This is a genomic window from Paraburkholderia sp. SIMBA_053 (genome assembly GCF_046534895.1).
GTDB classification, from domain to species: domain Bacteria; phylum Pseudomonadota; class Gammaproteobacteria; order Burkholderiales; family Burkholderiaceae; genus Paraburkholderia; species Paraburkholderia caledonica.
In genome coordinates this window covers 95452-115717 of the sequence record NZ_JAWRXU010000001.1, presented here as the reverse complement: position 1 = coordinate 115717, position 20266 = coordinate 95452, and the positions used below count along the sequence as shown (strand labels likewise).

Here is a 20266-nt window from a genome sequence, read left to right as displayed (position 1 = left end):
CAATGGAACGCTTCCAGACTGTCAGCGGGCCCGCAGCGCCCCTGCTGCGGCGCGACGTCGATACAGACATCATCATTCGCATTGAAAGGCTGACCGGGCTGCCCAAGGATCAACTCGGCCAATACGCTTTTGAAGTCTGGCGTGGACCCGATTTCGTCCTTGATCGGGAGCCCTTCGTCGGAGCGCCGATTCTGATTGCAGGCGCGAACTTCGGTTGCGGTTCATCGCGTGAAGCCGCCGTATGGGCATTGCAGGGTTTGGGACTTCGGGTTGTCATTGCCCCGTCGTTCGGCGAAATCTTCATGTCCAACTGCTTCCAGAACGGCGTGTTGCCGGTCGTGCTCCCCGAACAGCAGGTCACAAATCTTGCAGAGCAGGCACAGAGCGGCGCAGCAGTCACTGCGGACCTCGACACCTGCGTCATCACGGCTCCCGATGGAACATCGTTTCCATTTCAGGTAGACCCCGTACGGCGCGAGATGTTGATCGAAGGAGCCGATGAAATGTCGCTCACTCTTCGCAGACAAGACCTCATCCGCCAATGGCAGGCAGACGACGCACGTCGTCGTCCATGGGTCTACGTCGGGTCGCGCTCAGCTGACTAGCTGTTGAACTCGATGCTCAGAACTACTACGGAGACAGAAATGAAAGGCAAGAAGGGAATTCTGGTTGCGATATGGCTGCTGCAGGTCGTCAACTATATCGATCGCGTCGTCCTCGGCTTTGCAGGACCCGCGATGATGCAGACACTTCATCTCAACCCGCAGACATTCGGCGTCATCCTGTCGGCGTTCGCCGTGGGTTACCTCGTATCGCAGATGCCGGGAGGTTGGCTCGCTGACCGCTTCGGCACACGAGTCGTTCTGGTCGTCGCACCGCTCTTCTGGGCATTGCTGACTGGGCTGACGGGGCTATTTACCGGAGTCGCGATTCTTGTCTTCGTGCGCTTTGCATTTGGTGTGTCCGAAGGATTGTCAAACCCTGCGATCTACAAGCTGGTTGGCGACACGTTCGACGAGCGTGAGCGTGCCCAGGCGGTTGCCTGGTGGGCCACGGCCATCGCGGCAGCGCCCGCCCTGTCCGGCCCGCTCGTCGGGACACTGCTCACCTCGTTCGGCTGGAAGGCGGTGTTCGTCATGCTCGCCGCTCCGGCAATCGCAATCGCTGCGCTCAACGCTATCCTGCTGCCGAAGAAAGCCGAAGTAGCACGTGCTGTCGGAACGACCGACGAAGTCAGAATCCCGTTCCGGATTCTGGCGCAACAACCGGCGCTCTGGCTTATCAGCGGTGTCTTCTGCTTCTGGAACGCCGCGTACTGGGGCCTGCTCGGCTGGATGCCAAGCTATCTCGCGCTCGAACGGCACATCGACCTGAAATCCGCTGGGATGCTCGGTGGCATTCCGTATGTCTTCGGCGTGATCGGGCTGATTGTGACCGGCTGGCTTGGCCGGGGTCCCATGCTCAAACAACGACCTCAACTCCTTAGCGGTATCAACCTGCTCGGCGCCCTTTGCCTGTTCGCCGCCTATTACAGCAACACGCTTCAGTTGTGTATTGCTGGCTTGTGCGGTGCTGCGTTCTGCATCTACGGCGGTCTTGGCACATACGGCACCCTCGTGCTGGATTTCGCGCCGAAGGAAGCCCGCGCCGCCTACGCCGGGATCGTGGCAACCGTGGGCATGATCGGCAGCGTACTCGCCCCGCTAGTGATCGGAACACTCGTGAAGGACACGGGCACATTTGCGAGCGGGTTCGGCGCAATGATGGCTTCGCTGTTCGTTGCCGGCTGCTGTGGCTTCGCGTTAGCCAAGCATGCGCCTGCGCGCTTGCAACCAGTAACCGGCGCCTGAGCGCTATCGACGGAGTTACAGCAAATGCGCTCTACGATGATGGACCAACCGCTCCTTATCTCTTCGATTATTCGTCATGCGGCAGCCTGTCATGGATCTACGGAAATTGTCTCGCGGGTAAGCGACGGGTCGCTGCATCGGACGAACTATACCGAGGTCTACGAACGCAGTAGCAAGCTTGCCGATGCACTCGCCTCCTGGAGATTGCAACGCGGAGACCGCGTTGGAACGCTCGGTTGGAATGACCATAGGCATCTGGAGATTTATTACGGAGTTTCGGGTGCGGGTTTCGTCTGCCACACCATCAATCCGCGCCTGTTCCCGGATCAGATCGTCTATATCGTCAACCACGCCAGCGACCGTTTGTTGTTCGTGGACCCCAGCTTCGTTGGACTGGTAGCGGGTGTGCGGCAGCGCCTTCAGTCCGTAGAGCGAGTCATCGTTATGTGTTCGGCGAGCGCCATGCCGCCGGAGGCCATCGCCGAGGGTTTCGAGTGTTACGAGGAAGTCATCGCGGCGCATAAGAGCGGGTTCGACTGGCCGCGGCTGGATGAGAACGACGCGGCCGGCCTCTGCTACACGTCCGGCACCACTGGCGATCCTAAGGGCGTGCTCTATAGCCACCGCTCGACTGCGCTTCATGCGTTGGCGGTCTGTGCACCAGATGTCTTCAACCTGGGCGAGCGCACGACTGTCATGCCGGTTGTGCCTATGTTTCACGTCAATGGCTGGGGGTTGCCGCATGCCGCTCCAATGGTCGGTGCGCGGCTCGTTCTCCCTGGGCAAAGACTCGATCCGGCTAGCTTATATCGGCTCATTACAACCGAGAAAGTGACGTTCACTGCAGGTGTGCCGACCGTCTGGGGCTCGTTGCTGGACTGGATTGACGACAACAAGGGTGAAATCGCCCCGTTGGAACGCGTCGCGATCGGAGGCGCTGCATGTCCTCAGATCATGGCCGAGCGTTTCCACAAACAGGGGGTTGACGTCGTCCATGCATGGGGGATGACGGAAACCAGCCCGGTAGGCCTGGCCAATCGGTGCCCGGTGCCCGCATCGCTGGCGCCGGAGGGAATCATGTCTTCCAATCGACGGCTGAAGCAAGGCAAGCCATTGTTTGGAATCGAGACGCGGCTCCTCAACGATGACGGCCGCGTATTGCCGCACGATGGCACTACCTCCGGGCGTCTGCAGGTCCGAGGCCCATGGGTTGCATCTTCCTATTTCAACCTCCCGCTCGAAAGCGCAAATAGAGCCAATGACGGATGGTTTGAAACCGGCGATATTGCGACGATCGAAGCAGCCGGAGCAGTTGAAATTGTCGATCGTGCCAAGGACGTCATCAAGTCGGGCGGTGAATGGATCAGTTCCGTTACGCTCGAAAATGCGGCGATGTCCCATCCCGACGTCTACGAAGCGGCCGCTGTCGCCCGCGATGACGAGCGATGGGGCGAACGTCCGGTGCTTTTCGTGGTACTTCGCCCCGGAACAGCACCTTCGAAAGAAGGTCTGCTGTCTCATCTCGGCACGCGTGTCGCTCGTTGGTGGGTCCCGGATGACATCCACTTTGTCGACGATTTGCCCCATACCGCCACAGGCAAGGTCGTCAAGGCCACGCTTCGAAGGCGCCTCAGACAGTGACGGGCTTCGACCCGGCCCTACGATCCATGCAGAGCGCGCAGCGGTCAGTCGGAAATGTCGGCGAAGCGATCTGGGACGGCCACACTTGCTAGGCGCCTGACTTCACAGATCCGCCATCGGGCGCGTCGTGCGGAAGGGACCAGCCGAAATAGACCTCTGCCTCGACGATCTTGCCACCGCGGACGGTTAGCCTCTCCGTATTGCGGAATCGTCGATTGCGAACACTCGTTCCTTCGTACACGACGAAGACCTGTTCGCCATGAACAACGACATCGACGAACTGAAAGTCGGTGATCGTCTCGCTGTTGGGCCAACAACGCGTGAAGTAGGTGTTGCGATCCAGCCGGTTATCCAGAGGGCTGGTGAAATGGAAATCTTCGCCGATCAGAGCCTCGATCGCGGCGCGGTCCTTACGTACATAGGCGAGATAACTCGCACGGGCGATGTCGGCAGGATCTTGCTGCATATACGTCGTCTCCATTGAATGTTTCAAGAAGCGCCTCAACAGCCTGTTCCTACAGGTGGTCCTGCAGGAAATTCAGGTGAATCGCAAGCTTCTGGCCATTGTCGACCGGCGCCACCTTCTTTGACTCCTCATGCGTCCACGATCACTTCAAACCCGCCGTAGATCAGCCGCTTGCCGTCGAAAGGCATCGGATTCGTGTCAGGCTGCAGCCGTGGGTCAGCCATCACCGCTTTCATTCCGTCGTCTCGTGCCTGTCGCGAGGGCCAAACAACCCAGGAGAACACCACCGCCTCGTCATGCTGCCGTTTGACCGCCATCGGAAAAGACGTCACCTTCCCTTCCGGGACATCGTCTCCCCAGCACTCGACCACCTTTAATGCGCCGTGCTCCTTGAAGACGGCCGCTGCCGATTCGGCATGCTTCCTGTACGTTTCGCGATTGGCCGTGGGCACCGCGGCGACAAATCCATCTACGTAAGTCATGAACGATCTCCGTTCGCGTTGATAACAAATAGGGGCGCAAAACCGGCGTGGGGACAGCATTGCCGCAATCTTGCCGCCTTATATGCACGACGAACGACGCTTGAGGAAATCGACAAAGCTCACGAGATATTTCGATGTCGTTTGAAACCTACGCTTGCGGGGGAGCGGCGTGCGGACTTCCCAATCTCTCAAAAGTGCGCAACGCAGTCAGAACAAATATATGTAGATCAACGTCAGCGAATGGTCAGGCTACAGAGTGCCCCCGCGCTGCTTCAAGAACGTAGAACCATTCCTCGCGCGTGAGCGCGATGCCGGCGCCACGCGTCGCGTCGCGGATCCCGTCGACGCGGCTCGTTCCAGTCAGCACAACGGGACGGCTCGGCAACCGGAAGACCCACGCGTAGGCGAGCGGTATCCAGTCCGGCAGCCCGCGGTCCCGCTGTATCTGTTGCAACGCTTCACGCACACGCGAGCCGGTCTCATTGGACTCGTCGAAAAGCCGCCCGCCACCGAGCGGTGACCAGATCATCGGCACGACATCCGTCGCATTCATCGCCGTCAACGTGCCGTCGTCGAGCGGCGCCGTGTGGAATGGCGAAAACTCGATCTGATTGCTCGCTAGCGGCACACGCGCTCCGAGCCAGTCGAACTCACACGCGGAAAAATTCGACACCCCGAATGCGCCGATCTTGCCTTGCGCGACCAGCTGATGGGCCAGCTCCGCCAGTTCGTCCCGGTTGAGAAGCGGATCGGGGCGATGCAGTAGAAACAGGTCGATCCGCTCACGGCCCAGCACCGACAACGCATCGTCCACGCTTCGTCGCAGGTGCGCCGCGCTGCTGTCGTAGTGCTTGACGCGCGCGCCGCCGCCGTTGGACGAAGGCAGCCGAATGCCGGCTTTGGTGATGATCTGGATGTCATCGTTGTTGCCGCCGCGCGCAGCCAGCGCTTCGCCAAAAAACGCTTGCGCGGCGCCCCCGCCATAAATATCGGCAAGGTCGAAACTCGTCACGCCCAGCGCCACGCATTCGTCGATAAAGCGCGCCAGCCCCTCGCGCGACAAGTCCCAGCGCATCACGCGCCACATGCCCGCGACGACCTTCGAGACCGCGACGTCTCGCGCAAGCGCGACAGCGGGCACGCGTTCGATCACGCGTGTGCGCCCCGCCCGGCATACCACTGCGCCACACGTTTCGAGCGATAGCGCCGCCCGCGCGCGGCGATTTCATCGCGAATACGAAGCGGTTGCGGATCGAAGAGACGCGCATCCATCGTTTTCAGATCCCCGGCGACGCGGGGGCGAAACGCCATCTGCCCGATCACGTCGCGCTCAAGATCGACGCCCGGCGCAATTTCGATCAATTCGAGGCCTTCGTCGCCGAGCCGGAACACGGCGCGCTCGGTCAGATACAACGCGGTCTGCCCACGCTCGCGCGCGAACGCTGCGCTATAGCAGACCTGCTCGATCGATTCGACAAATTTACGATGCCGCCCTTCGCTGCGGATCACGGTCTGGCCGCCTTCCCAGCCGACATCCAACCCGCCCGCCGTCAGCGTGCCGCTGAATATCACGCACTTCGCGTTCTGGCTGATGTTGATGAAACCGCCAACCCCGATGATCTTGTCGCCGAAACGGCTGATGTTGACGTTGCCTTGCGGATCGACTTCCGCGAACGACAGAAACGCGAGATCGAGGCCGCCGCCGTCGTAGAAATCGAATTGCGACGGCTGCTCGATCATCGCGGCGAAGTTCTGGCCGCCACCCGAATCGCGTCCGGTGAGCGGAGCGCCGCCGATGATGCCTTGCTCATTCGTGAGTACGACCGCGTCGAGCAGACCTTCTTCAGCAGCGATCGTCGACAGACCCGTCGAAACGCCCGCGCCAAGATTGCACACCGCGCCGGGATAGAGTTCGAGCGCCGCGCGCCGCACGATCACCTTGCGCGGTCCGAACGGCAACGGCTTGATCTCCGACAACGGTACGCGCAGTTCGCCCGCGTAGCTCGGATCGTATGATGTCGCGTACGTCTGCGGCTGATCCGGCACGACCACGACGAAGTCGACCAGAATGCCGGGCACCTTCACCTGTTTGGGCGGCAAGGTCTCGCGCCGCGCCACCCGTTTAACCTGCACTATCACGACACCGCCCGCGCGGCGCGTTGCCTGCGCCATCGCCAGCATCTCGCCAAGCACGGCTTCTTCTTCCATCGTCACGTTGCCGTCTTCGTCGGCGGTCGTGCCGCGAATGAAGGTCACGTTCAGCGGCAACGGCTTGAACCGCAAGTATTCCTCGCCGTCGAGTTCGATTACTTCAACGAAATCTGCGGGCGTGCGCAGACTTTGCCGCGCGCCCTGCTGCCGCGGATCGACAAAGGTATGCAGCCCTGTTCTGGTAATCAGGCCAGGGCGCCCCGCGGCCATCTCGCGCATCAGTTGCGACATCACGCCCTGCGGCAGCGTGTATGCCTCGATCTTGTCCTCCGCCGCGAGCGTGACGAGACCGGGCGAATCGACCAGTGCACTTGTGATTGCGCGACGTAGCAAGCCTTCTTGTGCGAGATGGCTCGCGCCCAGGGCCGCGCGATCGCCAACGCCGACGATGCTCATCGAGGTGATACCGCGCGGCGCACCTTCGCGTTTGAACCGTTCGCCGACCGCCGCCACCAGCGCGTCGGGCACCGCGTGCCCGCCGCCCGATCCGCTGATGAGCACCGTGTCGCCGTCTCTTACGAGCGAGGCCGCTTCTTCTGCTGTAATGATCTGCATGATGTTGTCCGATGATCCGCTGCAATACGCCGTTATGCGCCTTCTGCCTGCTCACTCGCCCTTCAGTTTCTTCGCCCAGCGCATGACGTGTTCGCCGACCGCGACAAGCTCGCCGCGCTGGTTGAACACTTCGTTCTTCGCAATGCTGCGGCCTTTTTCCTTGTCGATCCTGATCACCTCATACACCACGGTGATCGTATCGCCGAGCGCAACCGGTTTCAGGAAACGCAGCTTGTCGTAGCCCGACGAGACGGGGAAATCGCTGAGATTCTCTTTGTGAATCACGTGTTCGATCGACAGCGTCGAAGCGGTCGACATATAGCCCACCATCAGTGCGCCATGCGCGATGCGTCCGCCGAGATTCGACTTTTCGCGCGCGTACTGTTCGTTGACGTGCGTCGGGCTGAAATCGCCCGTTATGCCGGCGAACAGCATCACATCGGTTTCCGACACGGTCTTGCCGAAGGTATAGCGTTGACCGACTTCCACGAAATCGAGACCTGACTGCTCCATGCTTTAACTCCTTTACACCACAGTTCGGTAACGTGCGACACAGGTGTCCAGCACGTCGTCGCCGTCGCGCTTCCACCAGTTGTCGCTCGAGAAAATTTCCACTTCGATGAAACCGTCGAAGCCCGCCCGCTCGACCTGGCTGCGCAGCCGCGCGATGTCGATGACGCCGTCGCCCATCATGCCCCGATCGTTGAGCATGTCGCGGGTCGGCACGAGCCAGTCGCAAACATGAAAGCCAAGCAGCCGTTGCTTGCCGGCACGTGCGATCTGGGCATCGACTTTCGGGTCCCACCACACGTGATAACAATCCACCGCGACGCCGAGATCGCCTTGCATCGACGGGTCGAGTGCGTCGCACAGATCGAGCGCATGTTCGAGCGTATTCACACATGCGCGATCGGCGGCGTACATGGGATGCAACGGCTCGATCGCGAGCGGCATGCGAAGCGACTTCGCGTAGTCGAGGATGCGTGCAATGCCGTCCTTCACCTGCTCTCGCGCGCCGGCCAGATCGCGGCTTTGCGGTTCGCCCTCCATCGCCCCCGGCAAGCCGCCTACGACGAGGACCACGCAAGGCGCATCGAGTTCGCGCGCGGCGTCGAGTACACGCCGGTTACGCTCGAAAACCGCATCGCGTTCGCTGGCCTGCGCGACCGGGAACAGACCGCCGCGGCAATAACCGGCCAACCCGATCTGCGCCTCGCGCAGCAGGCGTTTTGTCTGTGCCACACCAGCGCGCTCGACGTCGGCATGCCACGGTGCTATCGCGCGAATACCGCGACGCGCGCAGCCCTCGATGATGCGCTCCAGCGGCCATTGCCTGAGCGTCGCGGTGTTGAGGGCGAAGTGCTGGAGATGCTGTGAAAGATCGCGCATGACGAGTGCTTCCCTCACGCGAGCGTAGTCGGCATCATCATCAGCGTTTCGCCTTCCTGCACGACTTCGCCGCGCTGATTCAGCACCTTCAGGCGCAACGTCGCGATCCCGCGATCGGGCCGCTTGGTCGGACGTTTGCCAATGACTTCGATATCGACATGAATGCGATCGCCGATCATCAATGGCGCGCGAAACGACCAGTTCCAGCCGAGTGTCGCGAGCCCTTTGAGCAGCACCGGGCAACGCGTCTTCAGTCCGTCGGCGAGCGACAAACCGAGCAGGCCGTGCGCGATGCGCCCAGGAAAGCCGGCCTCCTGCGCGGCCACGTCATCAACGTGGATGTCGTAGTAGTCGCCCGAGACGCCCGCGAAATTGACGACGTGTGTTTCGGTCACGGTGACGCCAGCGGTGAGGTAGTAGTCGCCGGCCTCGATGTCGTTCAATCCGTAAAGGCCTGGCTTCAGCAGACGCCGCGTGTCATTGGCGGCAGAGTCGCTCATTGCTGGATCTCCTTCCCGTTAGAGGGCATTGAGGGCATTGGGGGCATTGAGTGCGTTCACCCGTGCAGATGCGCCGGCGGCATGGCAAACGTGGGGGCATTGACTTCCGACAGTGCCGCCGTTGCGCGCATCAGCAGCGGCGCGAGTTCCTGCATGCGCTTCGCGGTCAAGCGGAACATCGGCCCCGCAATCGTCAGCACGCCAATCGGCTCGTCGTCCTTGCCGCGAATCAACGCGGCCATCGCCGAAGTGGCCGCCTCTACACTATTGGTCACCGTTGCGTAGCCGTTCGCGCGTGCACGGCGCAGTTGCTTGAGAAATTCCTCCGGGGTACGCGGTGCGTTCGGGCCGTAATCCTCGTCCCGGCCGAAACCGGTCTTCATCACCCGCGCGAGCGCTTCTTCGTCGCTCATCGTGGCGAGCCAGACCAGCCCGGACGCCGAGCAGAACAACGGGGCTTCCGCGCCGCTGTCCGGGTCGTAGCGCAGACCTACCCGCGTGCCTAGCGACTTGGACACCCACACCAGCCGCTCGCCGTCGATCAGGCCGAGCCGCGACAGCTCGCCCGAAACGCTCGCGAGTTCGTCCATCAGCGGCCGCGCGAGGTCGATCAGATTGTTCTTCGATACGAAACGGATGCCGAGCGACACGGACTTCAGCGACAGACAGTACTGCCCCATCTCCCGTGTCTGGTGCACGTAACCCATTTCGATCAGACTGGTCAGCAAGCGATGCATTGCGCTTACCGGAATATCGAGAGCCTCCGAAAGCCGGCTCAACTGCATGCCGTTGCGATCGGTCGACAGCAACTCGAGGATGGCCATGCCACGTTCCAAAGCGACGCTCATACGTTACCTACTCATTGCATGTGAATTGAATGGTTCGCACCGGACCGCGTTTATACACGATGCCCAAAAAATCCGGCCAGCGCGCGAGCCTGCCCTTCAATCATGCGCTTGCCGCCAATCGTCGTCACGCCTTGCGATTGCGCGGCGCGCATCAGCGCGGTCACGTCGGGTTTCGGCACGATGTCGAAAAGCACATGCTGCGCGTTCATACCCGCGATGTCGACGGGTAATGCGTCGTCAGGCTTCATTCCGAGCGGCGTCGCGTTGACAACGAGGTCGTGGCCGTCGAAGGTCGGTTCGGACGCTCGACATACGCACGACGGTGCGGCGTTTGCCACCGCCTCAACGACCTGCCGGACGCGTTCGCCGTCGATATCGCTCAACGCTATCTCGCGCACGCCGCTTTGCGCGAGTGCGATTGCGATCGCGCGTCCGGCACCGCCCGCACCGACCAGCAGCACGCGCTTGCCGGCTGGCGGATGACCGGCATCATCGAGCGCGCGCACAAGCCCGGCGCCGTCGAACATGTCGCCTTCCCATCGATTATCGGGCAGGCGGCGCATCGCGTTCAATGCGCCCGCCGCTTGCGCGCCAGGCAACACATGGCTGACGAGCGACATCGCATCGACCTTGAACGGCACGGTGATGACGATACCGCGCAGATTACCGATCGCCATCAGCGAGCGCATCGTCTCACCAAAGCGGTCGCGCGAAACGTGCATCGGTACCAGCAGTGCGTCGATCTGCGCCTGCGCGAACAGCGCATTGACTACCTGCGGCGAACGCACCTGCGAAACCGGATCGCCGACGATCGCGTACAGCGCCGTCGCGCCGGTCACCGGGATGAAGGAGGCCGTGTTCATACGACGCGCTGGGTCTGCGTGCCCAGCCCTTCGACGCTCAGGCGAACCGTGTCGCCACACTTCAGATAGCGCTCCGGTTTCATGCCGAGGCCAACGCCGGGCGGCGTGCCCGTCGTAATGAGATCGCCCGGCATCAACACGACGAACTGGCTCACGTACGACACGATGGTACGGATCGAAAAGATCATGTCGCTCGTGTCGCTGTTCTGCACGCGCTCACCGTTCACCTCGAGCCAGAGCGGCAGTTTCTGCGGATCGGGGATTTCTTCGGCAGTGACGAGATACGGACCGATCGGACCGAACGACGGTGCGCATTTTCCCTTCACCCACTGGCCGCCGCGTTCGAGCTGGAATGCGCGCTCCGAAACGTCGTTACACACGCAATAACCGAACACGTACGATAGCGCGTCGGCCTCGCTGACGTAATGCGCACGTTTGCCGATCACAAACGCGAGTTCGACTTCCCAATCGGTTTTTTCCGAGCCACGCGGCAAGACGATGTCGTCGTCCGGACCGACGATACAGCTTGGCGCCTTATTGAAGAGAATCGGTTCCTCCGGCAGCGGCGCATTGGTCTCTTTCGCATGCTCGACGTAGTTAAGACCGATCGCGAGAAAGTTGCCTGGCTGCGCAATGCACGGACCGAAACGTGTGCCCTTCGGTACTTCAGGCAGCGAGGTCAGATCGAGGTTGGCGAGCCTGCTTTCGAGGCCGGTCGCGATCGTTGCGGGATCGATGTCGGCGATCACGGCAGACAGATCACGATGCGTTCCGTTCCTGTCGACGACACCGGGTTTTTCCGCACCTACGGGACCAAAGCGAAACAGTTTCATGCGATTTCCTTGTGTTGAACATCAGCGCGAGGCGCTGAGGCTGTATTGCAGTTGATAGTTGCCGCGCGCAATCGCGCCGACGCCGGCTTGACGCAATGAATCGTCGGCCAGTTCACGTTCGGCGAGTGAATCGAGTGTCGCTTCGTCAGCGGCTTCGATCAGCAGTACACCGTCGATCTGTGCATCGGGTGTGCCGCGCAATTCGAGCTCGCGCGTCGGCTTCGTTTCGCGCTGCACGCCGTCGAGCAGATGCGCGCCGACCAGGGCGGTACGTGCCGGCAAGTCGTCGAGTATTCGAATCAGCGTGCTGATCGCCTTATCACGCGCGACAGACGGAAACGCAAAGCGGATTGTCTGCATCCACGCGCCCTCGCCGATACCTCGTGTGTGCGCGACGCGGCACATTGTTCGCGACGTGTCGACGAAAGTGGCGACTACCTTGGCGGTCCACGGCGTCGGATGATCGAGCCGGTCCCGATAGACCGGCGATTCGAGCACCCCGAGCGACTCGGTTTCGTAGAAGTTGAAATAACGAGGCGAGCCGCGACTCGCGACGTAGCGGCGGCCGCGCAGAAAACCCGGCAGACCGACACGCTCGGGGATATGTTCCGACACATGCCATGCGAGAAATTCCGCGTCGCCACCCGGTGCGATACCGTTCCAGAATGCGAGCGCTGCGTTACCAAGCATCACGACGAATGCCCTCCTGTTGTGATTGCGCGGACTCGTCGTCTTGCGCGCCCGCATGTTCGATCGGGATGCCGCGTGTTTCACGGGTTGCCAGATAGATAATCAGTACGCCGAGCACATCGCCGAGCAGCGTGTAGAAGAACATCCCTTTCGGCAACGCAACCTTGAAATAGTCGAGCGAGGCCAGCACGATGAACGGCGCAATGCCCCCGCCGATCACGCCGATGTTGTACATCAGCCCCACGCCGGTTGCGCGCACGTTCGACGGCAGATTCTCGGCGAGGATCGTCGGATAAATGCCGGATGCGCCGACAATCCAGAAGCCCGACAGGAACGCGAACGTGCAGCCGAGCGCTATCGAGACCGGCGCGAGATTCACGAGCGCGAACACGCAACAGCAGCCGATCGCGAGCATCATCGCAATTGCATTCTTGCGACCGACGCGTTCGGCGATAAAGCCCGAACAGAAGAACCCGCAGATCTGTCCGACCGCACCCGCGCTGGTGATCATGCTCACCGACGCCGGCGGCATATGCAGTTCGCGCAGATACGTCGCGAGCAGACCCTGCAGCGGCCACGAGCCGAATTGCAGCAGGAATTGCACGAGGCTCAGCACGAGCACGAGCTTGAGATGCTCGCGAAACAGCGTTGCAGCGGGCGATTTGCGCTTCGACACGAGACCTTTCTCGCGCGCCTTCAGCCACACCGGCGATTCCGGCACGAAACGCCAGATATACAATCCCACGAGCAGGCCGGAATAATTCCCGCAAAAAACAGCGGACGCCAGCCGAAGTGCGGATAGATCAAACCGTAAAGCGTCGCCGCGAGCACGCTGCCAAAACCCCAGCCGGTATCGAGAATGCCGATACCGATCGCGCGGTATTTCTCCGGCCAGACCTCGGCGATCATCGTCGAACCGAGCGTAAGGATCGGTGCCATGCCGAAACCGAGTAACAGCCGGAACGCGAACACCGCCGTGAAACTCCAGGCGAGGCCGGTGAACGCTGCGCCCGCCGTGAACCACACGAGCGCGATCAGCATGGGAATCTTGCGGCCGATACGATCGCTCAGATTTCCGAACAGCATACCGCCGAGCCAGCGCACGCCAAAGGTCGCGAGAATCAGCAGCGACGCAGTGTGCAACGTGACATCGAAGGTTTTCGCGATGTCGATCAGCACGAAAGTGATCAGCAGAAAGTCGACGGCGTCGAGCGCCCAAAGGCACCACGCGCCCGCGAGCGTCAGCCATTGCGCGCGATTGATTTCCTGATACCAGCGCCGCTTTGCGGGCGCCGTTGCCGGTTGGTTCACGTTTGTCTCCTTGATTTATCTATTAGTGGTTCAGCAACGCTTTGACTTTCGGGTGCATCGGCAACGGCTCGTTTTGGAGCCGCGCCTGCAAACCGAGCGAGCGATTGGAAAAGACTTCGGCGGGCATCGTTTTCAGATCGGGCGACACGTCGATCTCGAACGGAATGCGGTCGAGCACATCTTTTTGCAGGTCGATACCCGGTGCGATTTCAATCAGCGTCAAGCCATCGCTCGAGAGCGAAAAGACGGCCCGTTCGGTGACGTAGAGCACAGTCTGCCCACCCTCGCGCGCGTTCTTCGAACTGAACGATATCTGCGCGAGCGACTCGACGAACTTCGAATGACGCCCTTCCGCGACGATTCTCAATTCGCCGTTCTCGACCGCAACCTTCAGACCGCCCGCGGTAAACGAGCCGCCGAACACCATCTTCTTCGCGTTCTGGCTAATGTTGATGAAGCCGCCGACACCGACCAGGCGATCGGCGAAACGCGTGATATTGACGTTACCGGTATGGTCGATTTCGACGCAGGACAGGAATGCGATGTCGATGCCACCGCCGTCATAGAAGTCGAATTGATACGGTTGATCGACGATTGCCGCATAGTTGCGTGCCGCGCCCGCGTCGAGTCCGTTAGCAGGCGCACCACCCGTCAGGCCTTGTTCATTGGTCAGGGTGACGAGATCCAGAACGTCTTCGCGCGCGGCAACCAGACCGATCCCCGTACACACGCCCGAGCCGATATTGCAGACGGCGCCGCGCCGCAATTCCAGTGCGGCGCGCCGCGCAATTACGCCGCGTTCGTCAAGCGGTAGGTCAGGGAACGTTGTGAGCGGCGTCTTCAGTTCGCCGGCGAAAGAGGGGTCGTAAAAAGTCTGGTATGTCTGCATCTGGTTCGGTTCAACGACGACGAAATCCACCAGATTGCCGGGAATCTTCACGCTTTTCGCGGGCAGCATGCCGCGCTTCGCAAGCCGCTTGACCTGCACGATCACCACGCCGCCGCAGCGCCGCACCGCTTGCGCCATCGACAGCATTTCGCCAAAGATTGCCTCGTGTTCGTGCGAAATGTTGCCGTCCTCGTCGGCAGTCGTACCGCGCAGCAACGCTACATCCGGTCTGAACGACTTGTAGAACAGCCACTCGCGTCCATCGCGTTCGACCAGCTCGACCAGGTCTTCAGTTGCAATCGAACTTTGTTTGCCGCCCTGATGACGCGGATCGACGAATGTATTCAACCCGACATGGGTTGTCAGACCCGGCCGCCCACCCGCGATTTCGCGGATCAGTTGCGAGAGCACGCCCTGCGGCAACGTGTACGCCTCGATGCGATTGGCCATGGCCAGTTTCGCGATCGGCGGCGCGTCAACGATAGTCCCGCACACCACGCGCTTGAGCAGCCCCTCATGCGCGAAGTGACTCGCACCCAGCTCATCGCCGCGATTCCCGAGACCCACCGGGTGAATCGCCGTGATCTTGCGCGGTGCCCCCTCTTCCTTGAAGCGTCGCTCGATTGCTGCGAGCAGTGCCTCGGGAACCGCCATGCCCGAGCCGGAGCCCGTGATCAATACCGTGTCGCCATCGCCAATCAATCGTGCGGCCTGATCCGCCGTACCCAGCTGCATGCTCGTCTCCGCTCTAATGTTGGAAATGTTTTCCAGAAAGTTTTTTCAGGTTACGACAGGGAATGGGATTCGTCAACGTTTCGGCGCGTTTAGACCGGGGCAACACGATCCGGACAAACCCTGGCAAAAATCCGCTTGCTTTCCGGTCCGTAGACCGCCCTATAATTCCTGGAAATTTTTTCTGGAATAGTTTTCCATTTTTTTCCGACGCTAACCCACATCTGCGTTTTGAGCCGAACACCTCACCTCGCGACAACCACAGTCAGGAGTTGGAGAGACATGAAAAAGCACGCGATGACCGCTGCCTTGACGTTGTTGTGCGCGTCTTACGCACATGCGCAAAGCTCGGTGACGCTGTATGGGGTGATCGACGAAGGACTGCAGTTCGTCAACAACAACAAGAACGTGGTGAATGGCCACAACGTCGGTGGACGGCAATGGACGCTCGACTCGACGAATGGCATCAACGGCAGCCGCTGGGGCTTAAGAGGAGCGGAAGATCTCGGTGGGGGACTGGCCGCTATCTTTACGCTGGAGTCGGGTGTGAACCTGAACAATGGCGCGCTCGGACAAGGCGGTGCGGAGTTTGGCCGGCAAGCTTTCGTTGGGATTTCCAGTGCGACGCTCGGCGCTATAACGCTCGGCCGTCAATACGACTCGATCTTCTGGTACGTGCAGCCCGTGACAACGCTTGGCTACCTCGGCAGCGCCGCCTTCGCTCATCCCGGCGACCTCGACAATACCAACAACTCCCTGCGTCTGAACAATACGATCCGCTATGCGAGCGCCAACTATCGCGGCCTGACCTTCGGTGGCGAATTGAGCCTTGGGGGACAGGCGGGCAACATCACTGCGGGCAGCGGATACAACGCGGGTGTCGCGTACACGAACGGCCCGCTCGCGCTCGGCGCAGCCTACGAGTACTTCAAGAATCCGACCGGCGCAACAGGCAGTACCGGCTTCTTCACCGGAAATCCGAATGGCGCGACTCAGTTGAGCGGTGTGCTGAACAGCGGATATGTGAGCGCGACGTCGTACCAGGTCATCGCCGCAGGCGCGACATACAGGATCGGCAACGCGATCATGAATATCGGCTACTCGAATGTCGAGTACGGGAACATTACGGCACTCCGGGGCAACAGCGCGAAGTTCAACACTGCTGAAGCTGGCATCAAATATCAGTTCACCCCCGCTTTCTCCGCTGGACTTGGCTACACGTACACAAAGGGCAACGCGGTCGACAACGGTGCGGGCGGCACCGTCGGCAACCAGCACTTCAATCAGTTGGCGGCGCTTGCGGACTATTTCGTGTCCAGACGGACCGATTTCTACGCGGAAGCGTCTGTTCAGAAGGCGTCCGGCGTATCGTCGACCGGGGGCGCTGCGGTCGCGAACATCGGCAACCTGGGCGACTCATCGACGCCGCACCAGGTCGCGGTCAGGCTTGCGATGCGGCATCGATTCTGATCATCGTCGCATCAGTACGCCGTCGCGCCGTCGCTGGTCGCCGCCGCGGAAAACCGCGATGATGATTCGGCTCACATCAAAGCAAACGATGCAGTGGCTCAGCGAGTTCGAGGTGCTCCTGAGTTCCAGTCGTACATCGATTCCAACATGTTTATCTCCCATTGAATGATGATGCAAACAATCGACCATGCAGGACAACGCAATCAAAGAGTTGGTCTTCGGTGGGGCATACTCGGTGCAGCCACGATTGCGGATTCGGTGATCATGCCCTCGATCCAGCGGATTGGCAGTCGCATCACCATTGTCGCTAGCAGAGACATTGAAAAAGCCACGCTTCTTGCTCGTAAGCATGCGGTCAATCACGTGACCGCGAAGTATGAAGACGTCCTTTCGCATCCTGAGGTGGACGCAGTGTATGTCCCGGTTCCAAACGCGTTGCATTTCCCGTGGACCGTTGCAGCACTTCAGGCTGGAAAACATGTTCTTTGCGAAAAGCCGATCTGCATGAATGCCTCAGAGGTACGGCGGCTGATCGAAGAACGTGATCGCAGCGGCCTGGTCTGCGCGGAGGCAATCATGATCGTCCATCACCCGCAGTGGGAGAGCGTTCGTCAGGCGATCTGCTCTGGTGAGATCGGTGATATTCGGCAAGTTGGGGGTGCCTTCACATACTTTCGCGCGGACCCTGCGTCGATTCGCAATAACCTGTCTCTTGGCGGTGGAAGCCTCCGCGATGTCGGCATGTACCCAATCGTGGGGACAGCATTCGCAACCGATCGGGATCCAGTCGGAGCACAAGGCGATTTGAGCTTCAGTGCGACGTCAGGAACCGATATCGCTTCGGACTGTGTTATTGATTTCGGCGACTTCAAGCTTCGGTCGTTCTGTAGCACGCTAATGGGCCGGAGGCAGTCGATGCTCTTCCATGGAGAGAAAGGCTGGATCGAAATGACAGCACCATTCACCACAAATAACTACCACGACGCGAGCGTGATAAAGCATATCGATGGAGCCGATCAGCTACACATCGAACATTTCGGTAGAACGCAAGAACAGTATGAACGGATGTTGCTTGATTTTGAAAAGTCCGTTGAGACTGGCACACCGGTGGCGTATCCGCTGGAACGCTCGCTTATTGTTCAAGGTCAGCTTGACGCTTTATTACAGTAAAAAATCACACGAGCGCGAGCAGATCATGCTGGAGGCGAGGCACGCTGTCGAGGCATTGGAAGTGCCTTTCGCAAAGTACTGGCAACTTGAGATCGTCACGCGGACGGTAGGATAATCGTCGGAGAACCGGAGGGGATTTTCAGTTCCTGCGACATCGGTCACTTTGGATTTTGTTAAATTAACAACGGAATTTTCAACAATCTTGGGTCTTGTGTCGAATGCCCTGAACTAGCCGACTATCGTCGGATGGGACGGCAATCGTCGGACGTAGCAACCGACGCTCTGACGGTCAGATGCTTTGTCATTGGCACGCAAGCCAGTTCCAGTCCACGCGAGCTACGGTAGGTCGATATCGAATCTCCCGCCCAACCACAACGGCGATAGAACGCTGCCGCGTTCGGCGTTGCATCGAGACGCATTGCGGCAAGGCCATGAACGCCGGCCAACCCCTCGAGAAATTGCAGCATCTTGCGCCCGATGCCGAGTCCCATATGAGACGGCCTCACAAAGATTGCGTCGATTTGCCCGTTTCCGACCGTAAGCATTCCTGTGCCCACGACTAGTTCTTCATCGATGGCAACGTAAAAGTCGTTTTCGACAACGCTAGCCCATTTATCGGTGGGCGTGCCATCGACCCATTCAGAAAGGGTCGCCTCGGGGTAATACTCGGCGCACGCGGCATGCACCGAGGTTTTGCGGATATCCCAAGCGTCGCAGACGTCATGGCGATTCGCTTTTCGTATCGTCAGCATGCCACGCCCCTCGGCTCGAACAAACGAGTCGACATGCGGGCATAGCCCTGATAGACGGCACCACGTATTGTGTAATGCATGCAATCACTCCTATCTGCGCCAATGGCATTCGGAGCGAGGAAAAAGACTCGGCCCCGTCATGACTGGCGGGGCCGTTGAGGAAGTCTATATGTGATGTAAGAACGTCACGATTCCCACGACTCGCCGTCGGGCGTCATCGTGCACATCATCGTTTTGAGCGTGTCGGAGTTCATGCAGACATATTGCATCTGTAAAAGATCACAGTCAACGGGGATCGCCGATTCTCACCAATGTGAACGGCCGACGCCAATGCCTCAGAAACGGCCGCACCTACCCCACAGTCGTGCGCGGCGATCGCACTAGGTGTGCATCGTGGCTTTTTCTGTAGCGGACGCCGGTCGAATTGTTGACGAAAAATTTCTGATTAACCATACTTCTCCGCCCTTTCAATGGGAGGACAACGTGACGAGCGTTCACATCGATGCACTACCAAGTGCAATGTCAACGGCACGCCTGAAACTTGTGCCGGCATGTGAGCAGTTCACCCATGAGTTGCGGGCATACACCGTTGAAAATCGCGCTCACCTGCAGCCTTGGGAACCGCTCCGAGCCGAAAGCTTTTTCGAAACTGAATCAGTTCGGCGACGGCTGTCGATGATGGCGCACAACAACGACTCAGGGGTCGCGGTGCACCTACTTCTAATTGCGCCAGGAACCGGCGAAATGGTGGGCGATTGCAATTTCACCAACATTGTGCGCGGTCCCTTTCAGGCATGTCATCTTGGATTTTCGCTTGCAAAGCGGTTTGAAGGACAAGGGCTGATGCGCGAAGCATTGACCTCAGCGATTACCTATATCTTCGACGAAATCAGATTGCACAGAATAATGGCCAACTTCAGGCCTGAAAATGCTCGCAGCGAACGGCTATTGAAACGGCTAGGCTTTGAGCGCGAAGGCCTGGCGCGGTCCTATCTACGGATCAATGGGGTATGGGCCGACCACGTGCTCACGTCGCTAATCAATCAGACTCCAGAACGTTGAACTATTCTTACAGCCTTCATTCCGAACTTTCTATCTCCGCAGTCCGAACCCGCTTTCCCATTTCAAAGGCGCGAACCTCATAGCCAAGTTCCCGGTACAGGTTGACCGCCTGTTGGTTGAACTCCCAAACGGTTAGTCTGATGTCAGTGGCACCCTGCTTCCGCGCCCACTCTTCGGCGAGTTTGATAAGAGAACTGCCGACCCCGCGTCCTCTAATTTGTTCTGAAACTGCGACGGACTCGATACGCCCAACGACCATCGGCTGCAACAGCGGGCTCATCGGCTTCACCACCTGAATCGTAATGAAGCCGACAGTTTTGCTACCAAGCTCTGCAAGGAACGTCGCTCGACCTTCTCCCTGGAGGCTGGAAAGCCAGTGCGGCTCGTCGCGGCTGAATTCTGTGGTGGCATCTGCGTAGATGTCAGGGCGTGCTGAGTGATGGCTCGCATTCAGAATTTGACCCAATTCGCAGATTGTCAAAACGTCTTCGGTGGTTGCACGTCGATAGCTTATCGGGTTGGTCATCGTCAACTCTTGGGGGAGAAATACGA

At 59.8% G+C, this 20266-nt stretch carries 22 protein-coding genes; 6 read left to right on the top strand and 16 right to left on the bottom strand.

Annotated elements, in window-relative coordinates; all coding sequences use genetic code 11:
• Positions 1-2 precede the first annotated feature (2 nt).
• The 3 genes from leuD to SB753_RS00510 are packed head-to-tail and all read left to right on the top strand — an operon-like array spanning position 3 to position 3491.
• Positions 3-605, top strand: a complete 603-nt coding sequence (gene leuD, locus SB753_RS00520; RefSeq protein ID WP_310067012.1) for a 3-isopropylmalate dehydratase small subunit — start codon at positions 3-5, stop codon at positions 603-605.
• A gap of 39 nt (positions 606-644) precedes the next feature.
• On the top strand, positions 645-1850 hold the full coding sequence (locus tag SB753_RS00515; protein WP_410798464.1) for an MFS transporter: 1206 nt from the start codon (positions 645-647) through the stop codon (positions 1848-1850).
• A gap of 24 nt (positions 1851-1874) precedes the next feature.
• The gene (locus SB753_RS00510; RefSeq protein ID WP_410798463.1) at positions 1875-3491 is read left to right on the top strand and encodes a long-chain fatty acid--CoA ligase; all 1617 of its coding nucleotides are present in this window, start codon (positions 1875-1877) and stop codon (positions 3489-3491) included.
• Between the two features lie 88 nt (positions 3492-3579).
• Here the strand turns inward: SB753_RS00510 and SB753_RS00505 are convergent, their stop codons facing one another.
• From SB753_RS00505 to SB753_RS00440, 14 genes are all read right to left on the bottom strand, one after another.
• The gene (locus tag SB753_RS00505; protein WP_020067569.1) at positions 3580-3957 is read right to left on the bottom strand and encodes a nuclear transport factor 2 family protein; all 378 of its coding nucleotides are present in this window, start codon (positions 3955-3957) and stop codon (positions 3580-3582) included.
• Positions 3958-4085: 128 nt separating this feature from the next.
• Positions 4086-4439 (bottom strand): DUF1428 domain-containing protein, encoded by a 354-nt coding sequence (locus tag SB753_RS00500; protein WP_020067568.1) that lies wholly within the window; start codon positions 4437-4439, stop codon positions 4086-4088.
• Between the two features lie 244 nt (positions 4440-4683).
• A complete protein-coding gene (locus SB753_RS00495) occupies positions 4684-5592 on the bottom strand; it encodes an aldo/keto reductase family oxidoreductase (RefSeq protein WP_410798462.1) in 909 nt (302 codons plus the stop codon).
• Positions 5589-7205: an acyl CoA:acetate/3-ketoacid CoA transferase gene (locus SB753_RS00490; RefSeq protein ID WP_020067566.1), complete on the bottom strand. Its 1617-nt coding sequence runs from the start codon at positions 7203-7205 to the stop codon at positions 5589-5591. The genes SB753_RS00495 and SB753_RS00490 overlap by 4 nt, the downstream gene beginning before the upstream one ends.
• A 51-nt stretch (positions 7206-7256) precedes the next feature.
• Positions 7257-7718, bottom strand: a complete 462-nt coding sequence (locus SB753_RS00485; RefSeq protein WP_020067565.1) for a MaoC family dehydratase — start codon at positions 7716-7718, stop codon at positions 7257-7259.
• Positions 7719-7730: 12 nt separating this feature from the next.
• Positions 7731-8594 (bottom strand): sugar phosphate isomerase/epimerase family protein, encoded by an 864-nt coding sequence (locus tag SB753_RS00480; RefSeq protein ID WP_410798461.1) that lies wholly within the window; start codon positions 8592-8594, stop codon positions 7731-7733.
• A gap of 14 nt (positions 8595-8608) precedes the next feature.
• On the bottom strand, positions 8609-9094 hold the full coding sequence (locus SB753_RS00475) for a MaoC/PaaZ C-terminal domain-containing protein (protein ID WP_410798460.1): 486 nt from the start codon (positions 9092-9094) through the stop codon (positions 8609-8611).
• A gap of 56 nt (positions 9095-9150) precedes the next feature.
• Complete coding sequence (locus SB753_RS00470) at positions 9151-9942, bottom strand: IclR family transcriptional regulator (RefSeq protein ID WP_027776233.1); 792 nt, start codon at positions 9940-9942, stop codon at positions 9151-9153.
• A 50-nt stretch (positions 9943-9992) separates the two neighbouring features.
• Entirely contained in the window at positions 9993-10805 is an 813-nt protein-coding gene (locus SB753_RS00465) for a shikimate dehydrogenase family protein (protein ID WP_410798458.1), read from the bottom strand.
• Entirely contained in the window at positions 10802-11638 is an 837-nt protein-coding gene (locus tag SB753_RS00460) for a fumarylacetoacetate hydrolase family protein (RefSeq protein WP_410798456.1), read from the bottom strand. Before SB753_RS00460 ends, SB753_RS00465 begins: the two co-directional genes overlap by 4 nt.
• Positions 11639-11659: 21 nt before the next feature.
• Positions 11660-12331, bottom strand: a complete 672-nt coding sequence (locus SB753_RS00455; protein WP_410798455.1) for a hypothetical protein — start codon at positions 12329-12331, stop codon at positions 11660-11662.
• Positions 12318-13073, bottom strand: a complete 756-nt coding sequence (locus SB753_RS00450) for an MFS transporter (protein ID WP_410798454.1) — start codon at positions 13071-13073, stop codon at positions 12318-12320. The genes SB753_RS00455 and SB753_RS00450 overlap by 14 nt, the downstream gene beginning before the upstream one ends.
• On the bottom strand, positions 13025-13639 hold the full coding sequence (locus SB753_RS00445; protein ID WP_410798453.1) for an MFS transporter: 615 nt from the start codon (positions 13637-13639) through the stop codon (positions 13025-13027). Before SB753_RS00445 ends, SB753_RS00450 begins: the two co-directional genes overlap by 49 nt.
• A gap of 22 nt (positions 13640-13661) precedes the next feature.
• Positions 13662-15263 (bottom strand): acyl CoA:acetate/3-ketoacid CoA transferase, encoded by a 1602-nt coding sequence (locus SB753_RS00440; protein WP_410798452.1) that lies wholly within the window; start codon positions 15261-15263, stop codon positions 13662-13664.
• Positions 15264-15542: 279 nt separating this feature from the next.
• Here SB753_RS00440 and SB753_RS00435 point away from each other — a divergent pair, with 279 nt between their 5' ends.
• Together SB753_RS00435 and SB753_RS00430 are read left to right on the top strand one after the other, a co-directional pair.
• On the top strand, positions 15543-16730 hold the full coding sequence (locus tag SB753_RS00435) for a porin (protein WP_410798451.1): 1188 nt from the start codon (positions 15543-15545) through the stop codon (positions 16728-16730).
• 171 nt (positions 16731-16901) lie between these two features.
• Positions 16902-17900 (top strand): Gfo/Idh/MocA family protein, encoded by a 999-nt coding sequence (locus tag SB753_RS00430; RefSeq protein ID WP_410798449.1) that lies wholly within the window; start codon positions 16902-16904, stop codon positions 17898-17900.
• Between the two features lie 236 nt (positions 17901-18136).
• Here SB753_RS00430 and SB753_RS00425 read toward each other — a convergent pair whose 3' ends face one another.
• On the bottom strand, positions 18137-18652 hold the full coding sequence (locus SB753_RS00425) for a GNAT family N-acetyltransferase (RefSeq protein WP_410798448.1): 516 nt from the start codon (positions 18650-18652) through the stop codon (positions 18137-18139).
• 483 nt (positions 18653-19135) lie between these two features.
• Here SB753_RS00425 and SB753_RS00420 point away from each other — a divergent pair, with 483 nt between their 5' ends.
• Positions 19136-19714 carry a GNAT family N-acetyltransferase gene (locus tag SB753_RS00420; RefSeq protein WP_027804553.1) on the top strand — a complete coding sequence of 193 codons (579 nt, stop codon included), beginning with the start codon at positions 19136-19138 and terminating at the stop codon, positions 19712-19714.
• A gap of 16 nt (positions 19715-19730) precedes the next feature.
• Here the strand turns inward: SB753_RS00420 and SB753_RS00415 are convergent, their stop codons facing one another.
• Entirely contained in the window at positions 19731-20240 is a 510-nt protein-coding gene (locus SB753_RS00415; protein WP_410798446.1) for a GNAT family N-acetyltransferase, read from the bottom strand.
• Positions 20241-20266 lie beyond the last annotated feature (26 nt).